We start from the raw sequence: 15,618 nt of genomic DNA on the forward strand, positions 1-15,618 counted from the left end.
ACTTCTTTATACCATTATCTTACCATTTACAGCGTTTGACCGGGCGGCAGCAAGGGTTCTTGATATCACTGCCACAGTCATATTCTTCCACAATATACTCATTTCGAGTAGATTGCGTCACAGGGTAGTAGTTTTCAATTCTTTTGATGTTTTTATTGACGTTTGTGATATGAGTTGGATGAATTTTTCTAATCGTTTGTTCATTTGTTGTCGTGTTGACAATTTGACGTGTAGGGGATACAACCGTTTCAACTTCTCCATGATTCCCTCTGCGAGGCCCAAAGAAAAAATTGTCTAATCGATTCCGGCTCATTCTCAACACCCCTTCAAGTTGTCTTTCACTTACACTCTATCGTATGTCAGAGGCACGATTAGTGATTAGATGCTTGTCTATTTTTGAAAAAATCCGCTTGTGATCTAGTAGTCTCTTTCTTTACAACAGGACAATTTTAACATATTATACAAATGATCTCTTGTGAAGGAAAGGACATTCATTGATGACGACAAGACATAAACTTTTTTCATTTTTCATCCTGCTCGTCGTAGTTATCACCCTTCCCTTGCTGTCGCCTATGGTTTTTACAAATGCGACTGAAAGAGGAGCGATACGGCATGCCATTTATCAAGAAGGCTACCCTTACCAAAGCTATTTTGCTATTTTGCAAAAAAAGGACGATGTAGACCCTCAATATGGTCAGCTGTATGATGTGTATTGGCAGGCTAGGAAAAGCGAGACAGGAATGACACCTTCCGTCTGTTATTCAAAAAAGATAGAAGACCATGAATATAAGGTCAGCTGCGGAACTGCACCATAACATTTTTCAATAACTTTATAATTAGAGGTGAACGATTTGATCAACACAACACAAACCATCGAACGAAACAAACTGGACATTGCACTTGAACTGACGCAATTGCATTTGAATCGATATGAAGCAAATCATCCTGATCAGCTGAGTGAAATTTATGCGAAATATTATGCGCTTCTTGAAGTACTGGACGTATCCTCATCTGATCAATTAATGGATTTACTGCCAGATGAACTGAAACAAATACTTGATTAAAAAAGCCATCTATCCTGTGTGGATAGATGGTTCAGATTGTTGACAAAGGGCTAAAATGAACTTGATTTTAGCCCTTTGTCTTCTTTTCAGCGTAATAGAAAACCTTTGAATTCTAGGAAGGACGAGTACCGGCGCGGAGCGAATTTGACATTCGTGAGCACTGGCACGCAGGACTGACACCGAATGCGAGGGTTTGTCTACACGCTGAAACCATCTATCCTGTGTGGATAGATGGTTTCCTTTAGACACGTGCAGCCATATCGGTTTCGATTTGCTCTAAGCTTCTTCCTTTTGTTTCGACTAATACAAAGCGCGTGAACAACAGGCCAATTAAGCAGATGACCCCAAATGAAGAGAAAATGACGCCAAAGCTGAATTGGTCAGCCAAGATAGGAAACACAAGGCCAACTGCTAATGATCCCGTCCAGTTAAAGGCAGAGGAAATGCCCGCTCCAATACCCCTGACAGAAAGTGGGAAAATTTCACCGATGATAATCCATGTGATCGGTGCCCATGAGAAGGCATAGCACAAAATAAAGCAGCAAAGTGAAATCAATGTGACCCAGTTTAATATGCCTTCACTCACTCCGAGCGCACCTAATGCCGCTGGTGCAAAGAAAGACAGGGCCATCCCCGTTCCCCCAACTGTGAGAATCGTTCGGCGGTCGAACCGGTCGACGAATTGTAAAAAGATTACGGTCGTCACAACAAATATGACACCAACAATGACGGTAAAACCTGCGGCAACTTGCGGAGCAAGACCTACATTTCTTGCGATACTCGTTGCATAATACACAATGGAGTTCGCCCCCTGTATTTGCTGGAGTGTCGCCATTCCGACCCCAATAAAGAGAGCCATTCGGAATTTCTTTTGAAATAATTCACGAATGCCTGAGCGTTCTTCTTTTGCCACTTCTAAAATTTCTTGCATTTCTGCTTCAATCTCTTCACGTGATGAACGAAGTGATCCTAATACTTCACGTGCCTTATGAGCCATTCCGTGTTTAATTAAATATCTTGGAGATTCAGGAAGTTTCAGCATGCCAATATAAAGCACGATCGCAAATAAAGCAGCACTTCCCAGCATCCAACGCCAGCTGTCTGGAATTGGTTCAAACACAAATGCGACGATATAGCTAAGCAATAATCCACTCACAATCATCAGCTGATTCAGGCCGGACAATTTCCCGCGAATTTTAGCTGGAGCGATTTCAGACATGTAAGCAGGCACGAGCGATGAGGCTGTCCCTACAGCTGTTCCTAAGAAAATCCGGGCAATGGTTAATGAGATTTCTTCTGGTGCAATGGCTGAGCCAAGCGCACCGACAAAAAAGATAATCGATGACACCAAAATGAGCTTTCTGCGGCCAAACTTATCCCCCATCAGACCGCTTAAAATGGAACCAATGATCGCCCCGCCCATTAATGAAGAAACGACGATGCCAAGCCATAACGGGCTGAGCTGAAATTCTTCCTGAATGTGCCCTTCTGCCCCTGCGATAATACCAATATCATATCCAAATAAGATACCTGCAAAGGACCCGAAAAAGAAGATAAATTTACTTGATACTTTTTTCTCCAAGTGGATGACCCCCCTCACTTAATAAACCGCTTTCATTTCTCCCTGCCATTCTACCGTTCACAGTAGAATGCATTTCACCCTTCTTTATAAAACCACATATTCTGCATTCACAAGCTTTGAAAAATGAACAATTTGATCAACTGTTAAATTGAGAGATACGACTGTATGATGACCTCCGCCGTGCTTAATCCATGCTTTGATGCCATCTTGAAAGTTCGGTTTGATTTTCCAGAGGACTCGTGCCACCGGTAAATGAGGTGCTGCTTCCTGCGGCTCAAAGGCTTCTACTTCTTGAATCAACCATTTGAAATGTGTTCCAAAATCAGCAATGGAGACAACAACGCCCTCGCCTGCTTTTCCATCAAACACAAGACGTGCTGGGTCTTCCCGGTTTCCAATGCCTAGCGGAGACACGACAATGACAGGTTTTGTATGTGCAAGCGCAGGATCTACTTCTAGCATATGAGATTGCAGCACTGCTTCCTGACCAGCAGTCATTTCATATGTGTAATCTTCCATAAAACCAGTCGATTGATGATGGCTCATCACCTTTAATAAACGATCCAGTGCGGCGGTTTTCCAATCCCCTTCACCCGCAAAGCCATATCCCTTTGCCATCAGTCGCTGAACGGCTAAACCCGGAAGCTGCTTCATGCCATGTAAATCTTCAAAGTTTGTCGTAAAGGCATTGTAGCCGCCTTCATCTAAAAAACGTTTGATGGCAATTTCATATCGTGCCTGCACTTTCACACTTTGTTCCCATTCTTCCGCCGAATAGCTCCCATAATCCACGTCATATAACGTTAAGTACTCAGCAAACAGAGCATCAACTTCTGCTTCTTCCACAGCATTTACATAGTTCACAAGATCGCCAATTCCAAAGTAATCAACGGTCCATCCCAGCTGGATCTGCGCTTCAATTTTATCTCCTTCTGTCACCGCAACGTGGCGCATATTGTCACCAAAACGAGCCACTTTAATGTGGAAGCTCTCATGATAGGCAGCCGCAACGTCCATCCAATCAGCGATTTGCTGCTTCACCTCCTGCTTCGACCAATGACCTGCAACGATTTGATTTTGCTTATTTAAACGTGCATTGATATAGCCGTACTCTCTGTCTCCATGTGCCGATTGATGGAGATTCATATAGTCCATATCAATCGTGTCCCACGGAATGTTTTCATAGTATTGCGTGACGAGATGCAAAAGAGGCTTTTGCAAAAGAGCCGTACCACGTATCCACATTTTTGCTGGAGAAAACGTATGCATCCAAGTCATCACACCGATGACCTCATCACGATAGTTGACCTCTTTCATCAGCTGTGTGATTTGATCCGCACTGACCGCCAGTTCCTGCAGAATAATTGGATAAGGCAGCAAACCGCTCTCATTTAAGGCATCTGTTATCTTTTGCGCATCTGCCTTCACTTGCTTCAGTGCCTCGTCCCCATATAAGTGCTGTGACCCGACGACAAACCAACATTCTTTCTTCTGACTTGTTAACATAGAAATCCCTCTTTTCTTTATCTTGAAGGTTTTTGTCCGTAATACGCATGTGTTCCATGTTTTCTTAAATAATGTTTATCTAAAATCACCTGCGGAAGAGGCTCCGCATATTCGTTCAATTGCTTTGCAAACAGGTTCATTTTCGCTACTTCATCTAAAATGACACTGTTCGTTACCGCACTTTTTGCATCTTTTCCCCACGTAAAGGGACCATGACCTTGTAGCAAAATACCAGGAACCGCCATGACATCTATTTGTCTTTTCTCAAACGTTTCAATGATCAAGTGTCCTGTTTCCACCTCATACCCGCGATTCACCTCTTCTTCTGTGAGAAATCGAGCGCACGGAACAGGTCCGTAAAATGTATCTGCATGTGTTGTGCCCATTGCTGGTAAATCAAGTCCAGCTTGCGCCCATACCGTTGCCCACATTGAATGGCTATGTGAAATGCCGCCAATTTCCTCAAAGTGTTTGTAAAGAACAGCATGTGTGGCAGTATCGGAAGAAGGATTGAATTCTCCCTCGACCACTTGACCGTCAAAATCGACCACGACCATGTCTTTTGCTGATAATTTGTCATACGCTATGCCGCTTGGCTTAATGACAAACAGTCCACTGTCACGATCGCACGCACTGACATTGCCCCATGTAAATTTCACAAGTCCGTACTTTGGTAGATCTAGATTCGCTTGAAACACTTCTTCTTTTAACCGCTCTAACATACAGGTGCCGCTCCTTTCTGTGGCGTCAAATGTTCTACTGCCGCTTTTTCTATCGGGAGTCCTTCTTGATAGCGCTTTATAAATGCCTCAAAACCTTTAACATCCAGTGGATCAGGATCAATAAGCTCTTCTAATGTATGGGCAAATACTTGATGCTTGAGAAAATGGCTCAGTGTTTGCTGCTGGTGATTGATCATATATGAAGCAAGGACCGCCATCCCAAACGCACCGCCTTCTCCCGCCGTTGATACGACGGATACAGGTGTCCCGAGTGCAGCAGCGACCATTTTTTGCCCAACTATCGGTGTTTTAAATAAACCGCCATGTCCTAGTAAGCGATCAATCTTGACTTGTTCATGTGCTTTTAACCGATCCATCCCGATTTTCATTGCGCCAAATGCAGAGAAGAGATGTGTCCGAATGAAATTAGCAAGGGTAAATCGGCTTTGAGGAGATCTAACAAAAAGGGGTCTTCCTTCTTTTAGTCTCGTAATATTTTCACCAGAATAATAGCCATAGCTTAAAAGCCCGCCCCCATCATGATCTGCTTCTAAAGCTTGATTTAATAGGGTTTCGTACAATCTTTCTGTTTCAACTGGCTGACCCATTGCTTCAAACGCTTCTTTGAATACATTCATCCAAGCGTTAAGGTCACTTGTACAATTGTTGGCATGAACCATCGCGACTGGCAGGCCATCTGGTGTCGTGACAAGGTCCACTTCTGGGTACACACCTTTTAGATGTTGCTCTAACACAATCATGGCAAATACAGATGTCCCAACTGAAATATTCCCAGTTCTCTTTTCCACACTGTTTGTTGCGACCATCCCTGTTCCTGCATCACCCTCTGGCGGGCAAAAAGGGATACCTGGCTGCAACTGTTTGCCTTGGTCTAAAATCGCTGCTCCAGCTGCTGTTAACACACCAGCTTCTTCGCCTGCTAAATAGATGCGCGGTAAAAGATGACGAAGCTTCCACGGGTAGCCTTTTTCTGCAATCAATGCTTCAAATTGATGAAGCATCACTTCGTTGTAATCCTTCGTTTTTTCATCAATGGGGAACATTCCCGACGCATCGCCAATTCCGATGGCCTGCTTCCCTGTTAACAGCCAGTGAATGTAGCCGGACAAAGTGGTCACATACTCTAACCGGGACAGATGTTTTTCCTCTCCTAGTATCGCTTGGTATAAGTGAGCGATGCTCCATCTTTCTGGAATATGAAATTGGAATACATCTGTTAGCTTTTGACTCGCCTCGGTCGTTGTTCCATTCCGCCACGTTCGAAACGGGACGAGGAGCTCTCCTGTATGATGACAGGCGACGTAGCCATGCATCATCGCAGATATCCCGATGGAGCCAATGGTTTGAATCGTCACCCCATACAATTGTGCAGCCTGTTCTTTCATCTGACGGTACGCCACTTGAAGACCTGTAATGATCTCAATTAAGTTGTACGTCCATATTCCTTCTTGAAGAGAACTTTCCCATTCAAATGCACCTTGCGCAATTGGCTGAAACTCTTCATCTATTAAAATGGCTTTAATTCGTGTCGAACCAAATTCAATGCCCAAAGATGTCCTGCCTTCTCTAATGGCTTTGGCCGTCTCTTCACGATTCATTTTGTTCACCCCCATGATGATAGCGGTTTCAAATATCTATTTCGTTTGATCCATCTTTACCTGTGCACAAAAACAATATAATATTTGTCCGTACATATGTCAATAATAAATATAATTGTGCATACAAAATCAGACAAAAACTTTCATATTCTCTAAGGATTAGACGGTAGACACTGCAAGCGCCTGTTTTTGATTAAGCAACCATGTTAAAATATGTCCATACAAGTTCTTCTCAATCCGAGTAGAGGATCAACTGTGAAAGAAGTGAAACGATGAAAAAGAAGTACCAGATCATTATGGATGATATAAAAAGCAAAATACTGACAGGGGATTACCGGATCGGGGAGCGTATTCCAACCGAATCAAGCTTACAAGAGATGTATCAAGTAAGCCGGCATACGGTGCGAAAAGCCATCTTGGAATTATCAAGTGAAGGTTTTTTACGAAGCGAAAAAGGCTCGGGCACATTTGTCACCAATCAATATCAAACAAAACCTGCTGGACATGCTCATATGAAAACGATTGGTGTCATCACCACATACATATCAGATTACATTTTCCCGTCGATCATTCGGGGCATCGAAAGCCGATTAAATGAAGAGAACTATTCTTTGTTACTGGCGAGTACAAATAACGATGTGGAGCAAGAGAAAAAAGCGCTTGAAATGATGCTGTCCTTTGGTGTGGACGGATTAATTGTCGAACCGACAAAAAGCAACTTATATAATCCAAACATTTCGTACTACCTATCCTTTAAAGAGCAGGATGTCCCGCTTATAATGATCAATGCCTACTATGAGCAGTTAGAGGTTCCCTTCCTTTGTTTGGATGATGTGAAGTCCAGCTATTTAGCGACAAAGGAGCTGATCACCTCTGGACATCAGCACATTGGACTGATTTCAAAAACAGATGATTTACAAGGGAAATATCGAATGAAGGGCTATATTCAGGCACTTGGTGAAGCAAAGCTCAATTTCCTACCAGAGCATGTCCTTTTTTTCGATACAGAATCGAAGCAGTATTTAGGGGATCATATCAAAACCTTTTTACAAACACACCAGCATGAGCTGACCGCCCTTGTTTGCTATAACGATGAAGTCGGATTAGAAGTAGCAAATGTATGTAGTGAAATGGGTTTATCTATTCCAGATGATCTTTCCATTATTGGACAGGATAACTCGTATATTGCCCAAAAAAATGCCCATGTGAAACTGACAACGCTGACACACCCTCAAGAGCAAATGGGACGAGATGCGGCAGACTGGATGATTAAAAAAGTACAAGGGAAAAAGAATCTCCCTGATCAAACATTTTATGAGCCTGAACTCGTTCCTGGTGAAACGATTAAAACGCTGAACGCAAGAAAAAATGAGCCCTCTTCATAGGAGGCTCATTTGGCTTTAGGCTCTTGTTCAAGCATATTCATCACGTCATAGGCAATTCGGTCAGGAGAATCTTGCGTGATACGATTGCGATAGTTAGACAAGACGACCACTCCTGTTTTTGAATGAGGGCGGAAGCCCATGAAGCTGGAGAAACCAGAAGTTGCACCATTATGGCAAATCAATCCCGTATCATCTATGACCCACCCGAGTCCCATTGACATGTTTTTCCCTATCTTCACCTTTGGCTCGTGGGTCATTTTCCATGGAGAAGCGACGTCTGCACTCATATGTGCAGAGAGAAATGAAAGCAAATCAGTGATCGTCGAACGAATCGCACCAGCCCCTTGATAGTCATGCATCTGAAGCGGAGGAACCTCTTTTCCATTCTCTTGATGACCGAGGATCATCTTCTCTTTGACATCCTCCTTGATCGTAATAAAGGTGTTCGATAGTTTCAGCTCATCCACGATATATTCAGTCAGCAGCTCTTCATATGTTTTGTGAAGAGACCATCCCATGATCAACCCGAGGAGTCCCATCCCTACATTGGAATAACGAGATGGGTATTCTTTTCGCTCATTCCATTTTTTCGAGTGTAACAGTTTCATTAATTCATCAAGGGAGTATTGACAGTACATATCTCTTCTCACTTTTGGAAGGAACCTTAGTTGTAAATCTCTGAGAAAACGATGTGAAGGAAGTCCAGACGTATGGGTTGCCAGCTGTTCCAATTGGATGGGGTGATTCTTTCTTATTTCGGGACAATACAGTGAAATGGAATCGTCTAGCTTCATCTGCCCTTTTTGAATCATGCTTGCCAATATACTTGTCGTAAAGACTTTTGAAATAGAGCCGATTTCAAAAATGACCTCCTCAGGCTGCACGCGCTGCTGTATGGGGTGATCTCCGAAATGAAAAACGTGTCTTTCTCCTTGATGAATCAGTCCGATCACAAGCAGTGCCTGTTTCTTTTTTTCCGTATAAGAAGAGGCAATTCGCTGTACTTCTTGTTTGAGCATCATCAATGGATCATCATCCTTCCCCTTCATTTTGATCTACAATCAATTGATCAAGCTTTGTATAAATGGATGTCAATGTGTTGATCTCTTCGAGGCTTAATTTTGAATAGTATTTTTCAATGATCGCAAGTTCTATCTTTCTCATATTCTCCAAGTACGTCTTTGCCTTTTCAGAAAGTTCAACGTGCAATTCCCGACGATTTTGCGGGTTGATGCTGCGGCGAACCCATTCTTTTTTTTCAAGCGTGTTTAACAACTGGCTCACAGCACTTTGGGTGATGCCTAGTTGCTGAGCAATTTGAATAGGTGAGCTCCCCCCTTTTCGCTCTACGAAATCAAGGACAATGTGCTGTTTATCAGTTAACTCATCTACAAATAACTCTTCAAACTCTAATCGGAGCTTTTGATGGATGCGCGCTTCGATTTGGTTTAATTCTTGGATCATCGTTGTTTTGGATGTCACTGTCATCACCTTCATAATTAAGATAACTTAAGTATAAAGGTATGTTAATTATTAATCAACAAAAATCCCTATCTTTTATCAAAGATAGGGAAAATGCCGATTATACTTCTTCTTTAGGTGAAGGTACTGCACATACGCCATCTGCACATGCTTCTTCAAATGAAGCATCAGCCGCTTTCTCTGTTTGTGCTGCCTCTTCTGTCCAAGCCGTTTCAAGTGCACGAAGGAACGTATCTGCTGGCTGTGCACCAGCAACCGAATATTGATCATTGATCAAGAAAAAAGGCACAGCAGAAATCCCGAGCTGTCTTGCTTCTTTTTCGTCTTCTCGTACATCGTCTGCAAATTCTTGCCCGTCTAGAACCTTCTGCACTTCGTTCTGATCAAGACCTGCTTTTTCTGCGATATCTAAAAGGGTTTGACGATCACCTACATGCTTTCCATCTGTAAAATACGCTTGAAACAGCTCACCCATGACGAGATCGCCTTTTCCCATTTTTCCAGCATATTGTGCGAGCTGGTGGGCATCAAAGGTGTTTGTCAAAACGAGTGGATCGAATTGAAAATCGATTCCTTTCTCCTTGCCCGCCTGTTTCACCTGTTCATTCATTGCGATGGCCCGGCTACGGCTCATGCCATATTTTTTGACAAGCATATCATGCACATCATAATCCACTGCAACAGGTGCATTCGGATCAAGCTCAAAGCTTTTAAACTCTACTTCTACCTGTTCTTTATGAGGGAATTGCTCAAGCGCTGTTTCCAACTGTTTTTTTCCTATATAACAAAAAGGACAGGCGATATCTGACCAAATTTGTACTTTCATCTTCATCTTCCTTCCGTTGCTTACGTTTTTTCTTTCGAGATGTAACTATTATAGTTACATCTTATCGTTTATGTCAAGTGATCCTTCTTTTTAAGTTTAAGAACCATGTATTAAAAAAACCTTTCCTTCAAAAAAGGAAAGGTTTTCATCACGGCTATTCTAAGTTCGCATGGTGACCGTACATTTTATGGGTGTCGAGCTTCTTCATTTCCATCAATCTCAAGATGACCGCATCGTACATAAGAAGCAAAGTTTGCTCAAATAATGAGCCCATCGGCTGAATCGTATGATGGTTTCCTTCATGTTGATCCTTTGGCGCACCTGACAGTAAGATGACTTCATCCGATAGATCAGCTATAGGTGACTCAGCTGAAAGTGTGAACGACGCCACGCTTCCGCCAATCGCCCTTGCCTTTTTCGCGAGCACAAGCAGCGTCTCTGTTCGGCCAGAACCGCTCCCTACAATCAATAAATCCTCAGATGTAAAAGCAGGCGTATTCGTTTCACCGATCACATAAGCTTCGACACCAATATGCGTGAGTCTCATCGCAAACGATTTCCCCATCAAACCAGACCTGCCAGCCCCTGCGACGAAGACCTTTCGAGCCGCTAAAATGCTTTTGACAAGCTGCTCTGCTTGTTCGTCTTGAATCGCGGGCGAGTGCTCAGAAAGCTCGCTTAGAATCGCTCTCACATAGTCACTTGTTTTCATGATTGTGCAATCAACTGCTTCATTTGCGCAGCCACTTCTGCTTTATTGTCTTGGCTCGCAATACCGCCGCCGACAATAATCAAATCAGGGTTTAATTTGACGACTTCAGGCAATGTATCAAGCTTAATACCGCCTGCAATCGCTGTTTTCGCCTGTTTGACCACTTGTTTAATGGTCATGAGATCAGCAAATGAGTTTTGACCAACCGCTTGCAGGTCATAGCCTGTGTGCACACAAATATAATCTACCCCAAGCTCATCAAGCTCTTTCGCACGGCCGGCGATATCTTTGATACCAATCATATCGACTAAAATTTGTTTCCCTCTTGCTTTTGCTTCCTTCACCGCTCCTTGAATGGACATATCTTCTGCCGCCGCAAGAATGGTCACAATATCCGCTCCAGCCTCGGATGCCTGCTGCACTTCATAACCGGCAGCATCCATAATTTTGAGATCCGCCAGCACACGTAAATTCGGAAACGCCTGTTTAACTTCTTTTACAGCACGAAGTCCTTCGTTGATCACAACAGGTGTCCCAATTTCCACCACATCAATAGACGCTTCTACTTCTTTGATCAGCTCGATCGCTTCTGGTATATTCACTAAATCTAACGCTAATTGTAATTTCATCTACATTCACTCCTGTTTCATCATGTCATCTTCAAGAGCTCCGCGGATGATGCATCTTGAATCTTTCTTGCATGAAACGAGTATAACAACAGGAATGGCGCAATCCTAGTACGCACTTTTTTTTTACATACTATACTTTTTCGCATATGGGCACAAAAAAGATACTGTCTTTCGACCAGTATCTATTTGTAGGTATTTCTATTTATCGTCCTTTAAAAAATTGCTGTCGAGATATTGTTTGCCCCAATCATACATCGCCTCTAAAATTGGCATTAAGCTTTCTCCGAGTTCTGTGAGAGAATACTCAACCTTTGGCGGAACGACAGGATAAACCTCCCGGTGCACAATGTGATCTTCCTCTAATTCTCTTAGCTGATTGACAAGCATTCTTTGCGTAATCCCAGGCATTAACGACTTTAACTCACCAAACCGTTTTGTCCCTTCTCTGCCAAGGTGCCATAAGATCAACATTTTCCACTTACCGCCGATAATATTCAGCGTCAGCTCTTTTTCGCAATTGAACACTTTATTTTCCATACGTGATGACAACAACATACACTCCTTTAATTTCAAACCACTTTATCATATACTTCGGCAAAATGGATTGCCCTAGCATACAGTCTTTGTTATTGATTTTGTTTTTTGACGAAAGCCATCACAGCCTTTGTCATCTCTTGCGCTTCTTTTGGCGCTCTGTCAGATCCAAACCATTTATTTAAATCACTGTGGCTCAGCGAATGAACCCGAAACACAAACCGAGAGCCTTGATCATGATTGAGTTTTTCTGCAAATCGGTACACGTCAGGATTTTCCCAGCCTGTGACCAAATAAACAGGCGGTACATTCGTTTGATTCATATAAGTGACCGGTGATGCCTTTGTCCAGTTTTCCTCTTGTTTGCCAAAGACTTTTTTATACGATGGAATGGCTTGTATAAATTGATTGATGTTTAACGGCCCATCTAAAATCACAATAGAATTGATCGTTTTTGGCGACAGCGCCACACGTTTTAAGTAAGTCGAATCTGTAGCAACCAATGCTGTCAAATGACCACCCGCTGAGTGACCCATGACATTGATTTTTGACGAATCGACTTGATATTCATCTGCATGATCCTTGACCCATTTAATAGCGCTTGCCGTATCATCTGCCATCTGCTCGAAGTTGGCATCAGGGTGAAGCCTGTAATTCATTGAAACAAACACATACCCTTGACCCGTAAAATAATCAGCCTTTGAAGCGACTCTATTCTTATCGCCGCCTGTCCAGCCGCCGCCATGGAGATAGATCATGACTGGATGCTTCTTCTTTTTGTCTTCATCTTTTCCCTTTGGCATATATATATCCAGTGTTTGCTGTTTATTTTGTGTGTCTGCATAATGGATGTTCATCGTCGGCTTAGGCTGGTTGAAACGGAACACAAAGAATGCGCATACCAATAATCCAGCGATGACCGCCGCAAATAAGAGCCATTTCATGATTCGATTCAATGTCATTGCACCTTTCTGTGTTGGGATGGGGAAGTATGATTCGCACATATGTAGAGCGACTAGCCCGATTCATTTGATACGACTTGTATGACTTGAACTGTTTGACAGTAAAAAGAGAAATACTGTTCTTCATAATCTTCGACAAAGTAATTCAAATATTCCCAGCCTCTATCCAAAAGTTGAACGTTCAAAAAAAGATAGGAATCGTTTGTTAACTCCAAATCTTTGATTTGACCAGAAGAGACATTGGTAAATTTCAGATGAATGTCTGCTTGCAGGTTCGGGGAATCATATGGGGTGTACATTACAATACAGTTGATCAAGTCGTAATGTTCATTATACTCTTTAAAGTAGTGAAATTCATTGATTTGCTTTAGATGGGTGATATTGAAATCAGGGATTTGTTTCTGGATTTTTTCATTTAAAAACCATGTCATTGTTTGGCCTCCAAGAGGTTATTGTATAAGTGCAATAATTCGTTTTCTTGTTTCTTCATGGTATTGAACATAGGAATGCAATAAAGGATACGATTCAAGGATCTGTTGATATGATTTGATCTGAGGATATTGCTCTTCAAATGACTGACGCAGCACGTTTAACTGTTTTTTCGGTATTCGTTTATGATCGACCACATAACTTAAGCTGCCTGCAACAAGTGAAAAAAACATATAAAAATCATCTGAGTACATACCGGTTTCTTCTTCAAAAGAGATGATTTCATCTGGATAATCAGAATCTAATAAGTATTGATAACGTTGTTTTACATCATCGAATAAACCTTGTTTATCTCGGCTGAATCTCATGGATTTTCTCCAATCTCTCATTGTTTTTAATTCTTATTTAGACGCTAATGAGATCTTCCTATACACTGCAAATAAATTCTTGTGAATCGAAACATACGTTTTTCGATTCTATTGCGAGTAACATCCCATTAGGATGGTAACTATGTATCAATTCTTCAAATCTATCATTACCTTCACCCCCATTATAATAAAGACTCGCCACATTCATAAATCGTATTTCATGTTGAGTAACTTTATTTAATTCTGATACTTTTAAGCTCAGTACTAATTCTTTTTGAAACAAATCAAATGTGACTCCGAGTACATTAAAACCCCCATCTAGATAATCGATCCATTTTTCTACACTACTAAACAACTCATTCACTCTCTAACGTATTCTCTTGTTTTTTGATAATGAATCCTATTCTGTCACAGGGTTTGTAAATATTCTTCAAATGAAATAAAGTCCACCTTTTTACAGATTCATTTAAAATTTTCTACTTTCCTGTAATAGTAACCTCTGTTTAAATGAAAGGAACCTAATATTTGAATACACAGAACAATGTAGATCGTGAAATTTACCATCTAATTTTTATAGTTTCTAAAGAGTTTATTTTTAAAATCATCAGGAAGTTTTTGATTCGGAAATACAACTGAAACCCAACCTAATACAACCTCATCTAAAGGTCTCCACGTTTTCAACATATGATTGTCCTTGATTTCAATTTTATGAGTTGCTAATACTCCGATTTCATAATCTCTTTCTCCATAAATCATCCATTTCGCAGAAGGAGACACCCATAAGATGCGAGATGCAGTATTCATGATGCTGTCATTCAAACTCTGCTGCGGGTAATCCGCTAAAATATCAAGGTAATCACTAGATGAGATATGTAACGGTATTTTCACCCAAGGATAATAACCAAAATCCTGATAAAAATGATCCATACTTTTCTGATCTTCTAATACAGCCATAAATATATTGTCGTCACCATGAATCAAAGCCGCATGCTTTAACATATCCCAGCTGTCATCAGATAATAACCAATGAAATTCTTCAAATAAATAATCATGCTGTCCTGTTTTAAACACTTGTTCAGGGAATGTTTTTTTACAATGAACTAGCGAATGAATAAATGATAAATAATGTTCAAATTCTTTCGGATTAGTGATAAACAATTTTATGCCCCTTTTGAAGAATAATGAGTTGCAAATTGAGTGACATAATCATTGACTTTCTTTTTGTCATTTAATAATAGCTCTAACCAATCTGTTAAGCTAGGATGATCTAATGGTTTCCATCCTTCTTCTAAGAATGTCTTTGGTGCTTTTTTAGATGCCAAACCTAATATACAAATTTCCAGCTCTCTATCTCCCCAAATTGCCCACTCCAAAGAATGAGATAACCAAACAACGATATTTGAGTTAGTGATAATAGCATCAGCTATGGAGCTTTCTGGACTGGTCCATAAGGCATTTACATAGTCCTCATCAGAAATGTCAACACTCGTCCTCAGCCAATTATAATAACCAAATTCCTTCATATAGTATTCTACTGGATCTGGCTTAAGGACCGCCGTTAAAAAGTCCTTATCTTGTGTTAAAACTGATAGCTTTTTTATTGTTGTTAAAACCTCATCACTCAATGCCCAATCAAACTCTTGAAACAAAAAACAATCAAAATTCTTTTGGAATACTTGTTGTGGCAGATGTTCATCTTGATAAAACACATTCTCGACTAAAGACTGATAGGATCTGAATTCATTTTCTGAATGCATAAATAAGTGTTCAAGCCGTTTCAAATCTTTGCTCCTCTCTT

At 41.3% G+C, this 15,618-nt stretch carries 19 protein-coding genes; 3 read left to right on the top strand and 16 right to left on the bottom strand.

Annotated elements, in window-relative coordinates:
• Positions 1 to 19: 19 nt before the first annotated feature.
• Positions 20 to 313, bottom strand: a complete 294-nt coding sequence (locus tag NSQ17_RS12185) for a CotD family spore coat protein (protein ID WP_008342559.1) — start codon at positions 311 to 313, stop codon at positions 20 to 22.
• A gap of 184 nt (positions 314 to 497) precedes the next feature.
• Here NSQ17_RS12185 and NSQ17_RS12190 point away from each other — a divergent pair, with 184 nt between their 5' ends.
• Together NSQ17_RS12190 and NSQ17_RS12195 are read left to right on the top strand one after the other, a co-directional pair.
• On the top strand, positions 498 to 815 hold the full coding sequence (locus tag NSQ17_RS12190; protein ID WP_135009326.1) for a hypothetical protein: 318 nt from the start codon (positions 498 to 500) through the stop codon (positions 813 to 815).
• Between the two features lie 27 nt (positions 816 to 842).
• Complete coding sequence (locus tag NSQ17_RS12195; RefSeq protein WP_224558471.1) at positions 843 to 1,064, top strand: hypothetical protein; 222 nt, start codon at positions 843 to 845, stop codon at positions 1,062 to 1,064.
• 241 nt (positions 1,065 to 1,305) lie between these two features.
• Here the strand turns inward: NSQ17_RS12195 and NSQ17_RS12200 are convergent, their stop codons facing one another.
• From NSQ17_RS12200 to NSQ17_RS12215, 4 genes are all read right to left on the bottom strand, one after another.
• The gene (locus NSQ17_RS12200) at positions 1,306 to 2,646 is read right to left on the bottom strand and encodes a sugar porter family MFS transporter (protein WP_007501378.1); all 1,341 of its coding nucleotides are present in this window, start codon (positions 2,644 to 2,646) and stop codon (positions 1,306 to 1,308) included.
• 84 nt (positions 2,647 to 2,730) lie between these two features.
• Complete coding sequence (gene araA, locus NSQ17_RS12205) at positions 2,731 to 4,152, bottom strand: L-arabinose isomerase (protein ID WP_342467448.1); 1,422 nt, start codon at positions 4,150 to 4,152, stop codon at positions 2,731 to 2,733.
• 17 nt (positions 4,153 to 4,169) lie between these two features.
• The gene (locus NSQ17_RS12210) at positions 4,170 to 4,874 is read right to left on the bottom strand and encodes an L-ribulose-5-phosphate 4-epimerase (protein WP_007501382.1); all 705 of its coding nucleotides are present in this window, start codon (positions 4,872 to 4,874) and stop codon (positions 4,170 to 4,172) included.
• Positions 4,868 to 6,493 (bottom strand): FGGY-family carbohydrate kinase, encoded by a 1,626-nt coding sequence (locus NSQ17_RS12215; protein WP_342467449.1) that lies wholly within the window; start codon positions 6,491 to 6,493, stop codon positions 4,868 to 4,870. Before NSQ17_RS12215 ends, NSQ17_RS12210 begins: the two co-directional genes overlap by 7 nt.
• Positions 6,494 to 6,765: 272 nt before the next feature.
• On the opposite strand from NSQ17_RS12215, the gene NSQ17_RS12220 reads away from it, so the two are divergent.
• Positions 6,766 to 7,878, top strand: coding sequence for a GntR family transcriptional regulator (locus NSQ17_RS12220; RefSeq protein ID WP_342467450.1), 1,113 nt, complete (start codon positions 6,766 to 6,768; stop codon positions 7,876 to 7,878).
• A 5-nt stretch (positions 7,879 to 7,883) separates the two neighbouring features.
• Here the strand turns inward: NSQ17_RS12220 and NSQ17_RS12225 are convergent, their stop codons facing one another.
• The 11 genes from NSQ17_RS12225 to NSQ17_RS12275 form a co-directional block, all read right to left on the bottom strand.
• Positions 7,884 to 8,900, bottom strand: coding sequence for a serine hydrolase (locus NSQ17_RS12225; RefSeq protein WP_285527254.1), 1,017 nt, complete (start codon positions 8,898 to 8,900; stop codon positions 7,884 to 7,886).
• Positions 8,901 to 8,910: 10 nt separating this feature from the next.
• Positions 8,911 to 9,366 (bottom strand): MarR family transcriptional regulator, encoded by a 456-nt coding sequence (locus NSQ17_RS12230; RefSeq protein ID WP_202394234.1) that lies wholly within the window; start codon positions 9,364 to 9,366, stop codon positions 8,911 to 8,913.
• Positions 9,367 to 9,460: 94 nt separating this feature from the next.
• Positions 9,461 to 10,186 carry a DsbA family oxidoreductase gene (locus NSQ17_RS12235; protein WP_019743620.1) on the bottom strand — a complete coding sequence of 242 codons (726 nt, stop codon included), beginning with the start codon at positions 10,184 to 10,186 and terminating at the stop codon, positions 9,461 to 9,463.
• Between the two features lie 154 nt (positions 10,187 to 10,340).
• Positions 10,341 to 10,898 (bottom strand): 6-phospho-3-hexuloisomerase, encoded by a 558-nt coding sequence (gene hxlB, locus NSQ17_RS12240; RefSeq protein ID WP_045034094.1) that lies wholly within the window; start codon positions 10,896 to 10,898, stop codon positions 10,341 to 10,343.
• Positions 10,895 to 11,527: a 3-hexulose-6-phosphate synthase gene (gene hxlA, locus NSQ17_RS12245; protein WP_024718772.1), complete on the bottom strand. Its 633-nt coding sequence runs from the start codon at positions 11,525 to 11,527 to the stop codon at positions 10,895 to 10,897. Before hxlA ends, hxlB begins: the two co-directional genes overlap by 4 nt.
• 198 nt (positions 11,528 to 11,725) lie before the next feature.
• Positions 11,726 to 12,082, bottom strand: coding sequence for a winged helix-turn-helix transcriptional regulator (locus NSQ17_RS12250; RefSeq protein ID WP_029708013.1), 357 nt, complete (start codon positions 12,080 to 12,082; stop codon positions 11,726 to 11,728).
• Positions 12,083 to 12,153: 71 nt separating this feature from the next.
• A complete protein-coding gene (locus NSQ17_RS12255; RefSeq protein ID WP_342467451.1) occupies positions 12,154 to 13,023 on the bottom strand; it encodes an alpha/beta hydrolase in 870 nt (289 codons plus the stop codon).
• Positions 13,024 to 13,076: 53 nt separating this feature from the next.
• Complete coding sequence (locus NSQ17_RS12260) at positions 13,077 to 13,454, bottom strand: hypothetical protein (RefSeq protein WP_342467452.1); 378 nt, start codon at positions 13,452 to 13,454, stop codon at positions 13,077 to 13,079.
• A gap of 18 nt (positions 13,455 to 13,472) precedes the next feature.
• Positions 13,473 to 13,820 (bottom strand): YxiJ family protein, encoded by a 348-nt coding sequence (locus NSQ17_RS12265; protein WP_342467453.1) that lies wholly within the window; start codon positions 13,818 to 13,820, stop codon positions 13,473 to 13,475.
• A 564-nt stretch (positions 13,821 to 14,384) separates the two neighbouring features.
• Entirely contained in the window at positions 14,385 to 14,984 is a 600-nt protein-coding gene (locus NSQ17_RS12270) for a hypothetical protein (RefSeq protein WP_212361380.1), read from the bottom strand.
• A complete protein-coding gene (locus tag NSQ17_RS12275) occupies positions 14,981 to 15,601 on the bottom strand; it encodes a hypothetical protein (RefSeq protein WP_212361347.1) in 621 nt (206 codons plus the stop codon). The genes NSQ17_RS12270 and NSQ17_RS12275 overlap by 4 nt, the downstream gene beginning before the upstream one ends.
• Positions 15,602 to 15,618 lie beyond the last annotated feature (17 nt).

This window comes from Bacillus sp. FSL W8-0629 (assembly GCF_038593225.1).
GTDB lineage: Bacteria > Bacillota > Bacilli > Bacillales > Bacillaceae > Bacillus > Bacillus altitudinis.

Bases quoted from the DNA above. Each gene is read 5' to 3' on its own strand.
- NSQ17_RS12265 (WP_342467453.1), bottom strand. From the start codon at position 13,820: ATGAGATTCAGCCGAGATAAACAAGGTTTATTCGATGATGTAAAACAA.
- NSQ17_RS12215 (WP_342467449.1), bottom strand. From the start codon at position 6,493: ATGAATCGTGAAGAGACGGCCAAAGCCATTAGAGAAGGCAGGACATCT.
- NSQ17_RS12210 (WP_007501382.1), bottom strand. From the start codon at position 4,874: ATGTTAGAGCGGTTAAAAGAAGAAGTGTTTCAAGCGAATCTAGATCTA.
- NSQ17_RS12260 (WP_342467452.1), bottom strand. From the start codon at position 13,454: ATGACATGGTTTTTAAATGAAAAAATCCAGAAACAAATCCCTGATTTC.
- NSQ17_RS12185 (WP_008342559.1), bottom strand. From the start codon at position 313: ATGAGCCGGAATCGATTAGACAATTTTTTCTTTGGGCCTCGCAGAGGG.
- NSQ17_RS12255 (WP_342467451.1), bottom strand. From the start codon at position 13,023: ATGACATTGAATCGAATCATGAAATGGCTCTTATTTGCGGCGGTCATC.
- NSQ17_RS12230 (WP_202394234.1), bottom strand. From the start codon at position 9,366: ATGACAGTGACATCCAAAACAACGATGATCCAAGAATTAAACCAAATC.
- NSQ17_RS12190 (WP_135009326.1), top strand. From the start codon at position 498: ATGACGACAAGACATAAACTTTTTTCATTTTTCATCCTGCTCGTCGTA.
- hxlA (WP_024718772.1), bottom strand. From the start codon at position 11,527: ATGAAATTACAATTAGCGTTAGATTTAGTGAATATACCAGAAGCGATC.
- hxlB (WP_045034094.1), bottom strand. From the start codon at position 10,898: ATGAAAACAAGTGACTATGTGAGAGCGATTCTAAGCGAGCTTTCTGAG.
- NSQ17_RS12250 (WP_029708013.1), bottom strand. From the start codon at position 12,082: ATGTTGTTGTCATCACGTATGGAAAATAAAGTGTTCAATTGCGAAAAA.
- NSQ17_RS12235 (WP_019743620.1), bottom strand. From the start codon at position 10,186: ATGAAAGTACAAATTTGGTCAGATATCGCCTGTCCTTTTTGTTATATA.
- NSQ17_RS12225 (WP_285527254.1), bottom strand. From the start codon at position 8,900: ATGATGCTCAAACAAGAAGTACAGCGAATTGCCTCTTCTTATACGGAA.
- NSQ17_RS12220 (WP_342467450.1), top strand. From the start codon at position 6,766: ATGAAAAAGAAGTACCAGATCATTATGGATGATATAAAAAGCAAAATA.
- araA (WP_342467448.1), bottom strand. From the start codon at position 4,152: ATGTTAACAAGTCAGAAGAAAGAATGTTGGTTTGTCGTCGGGTCACAG.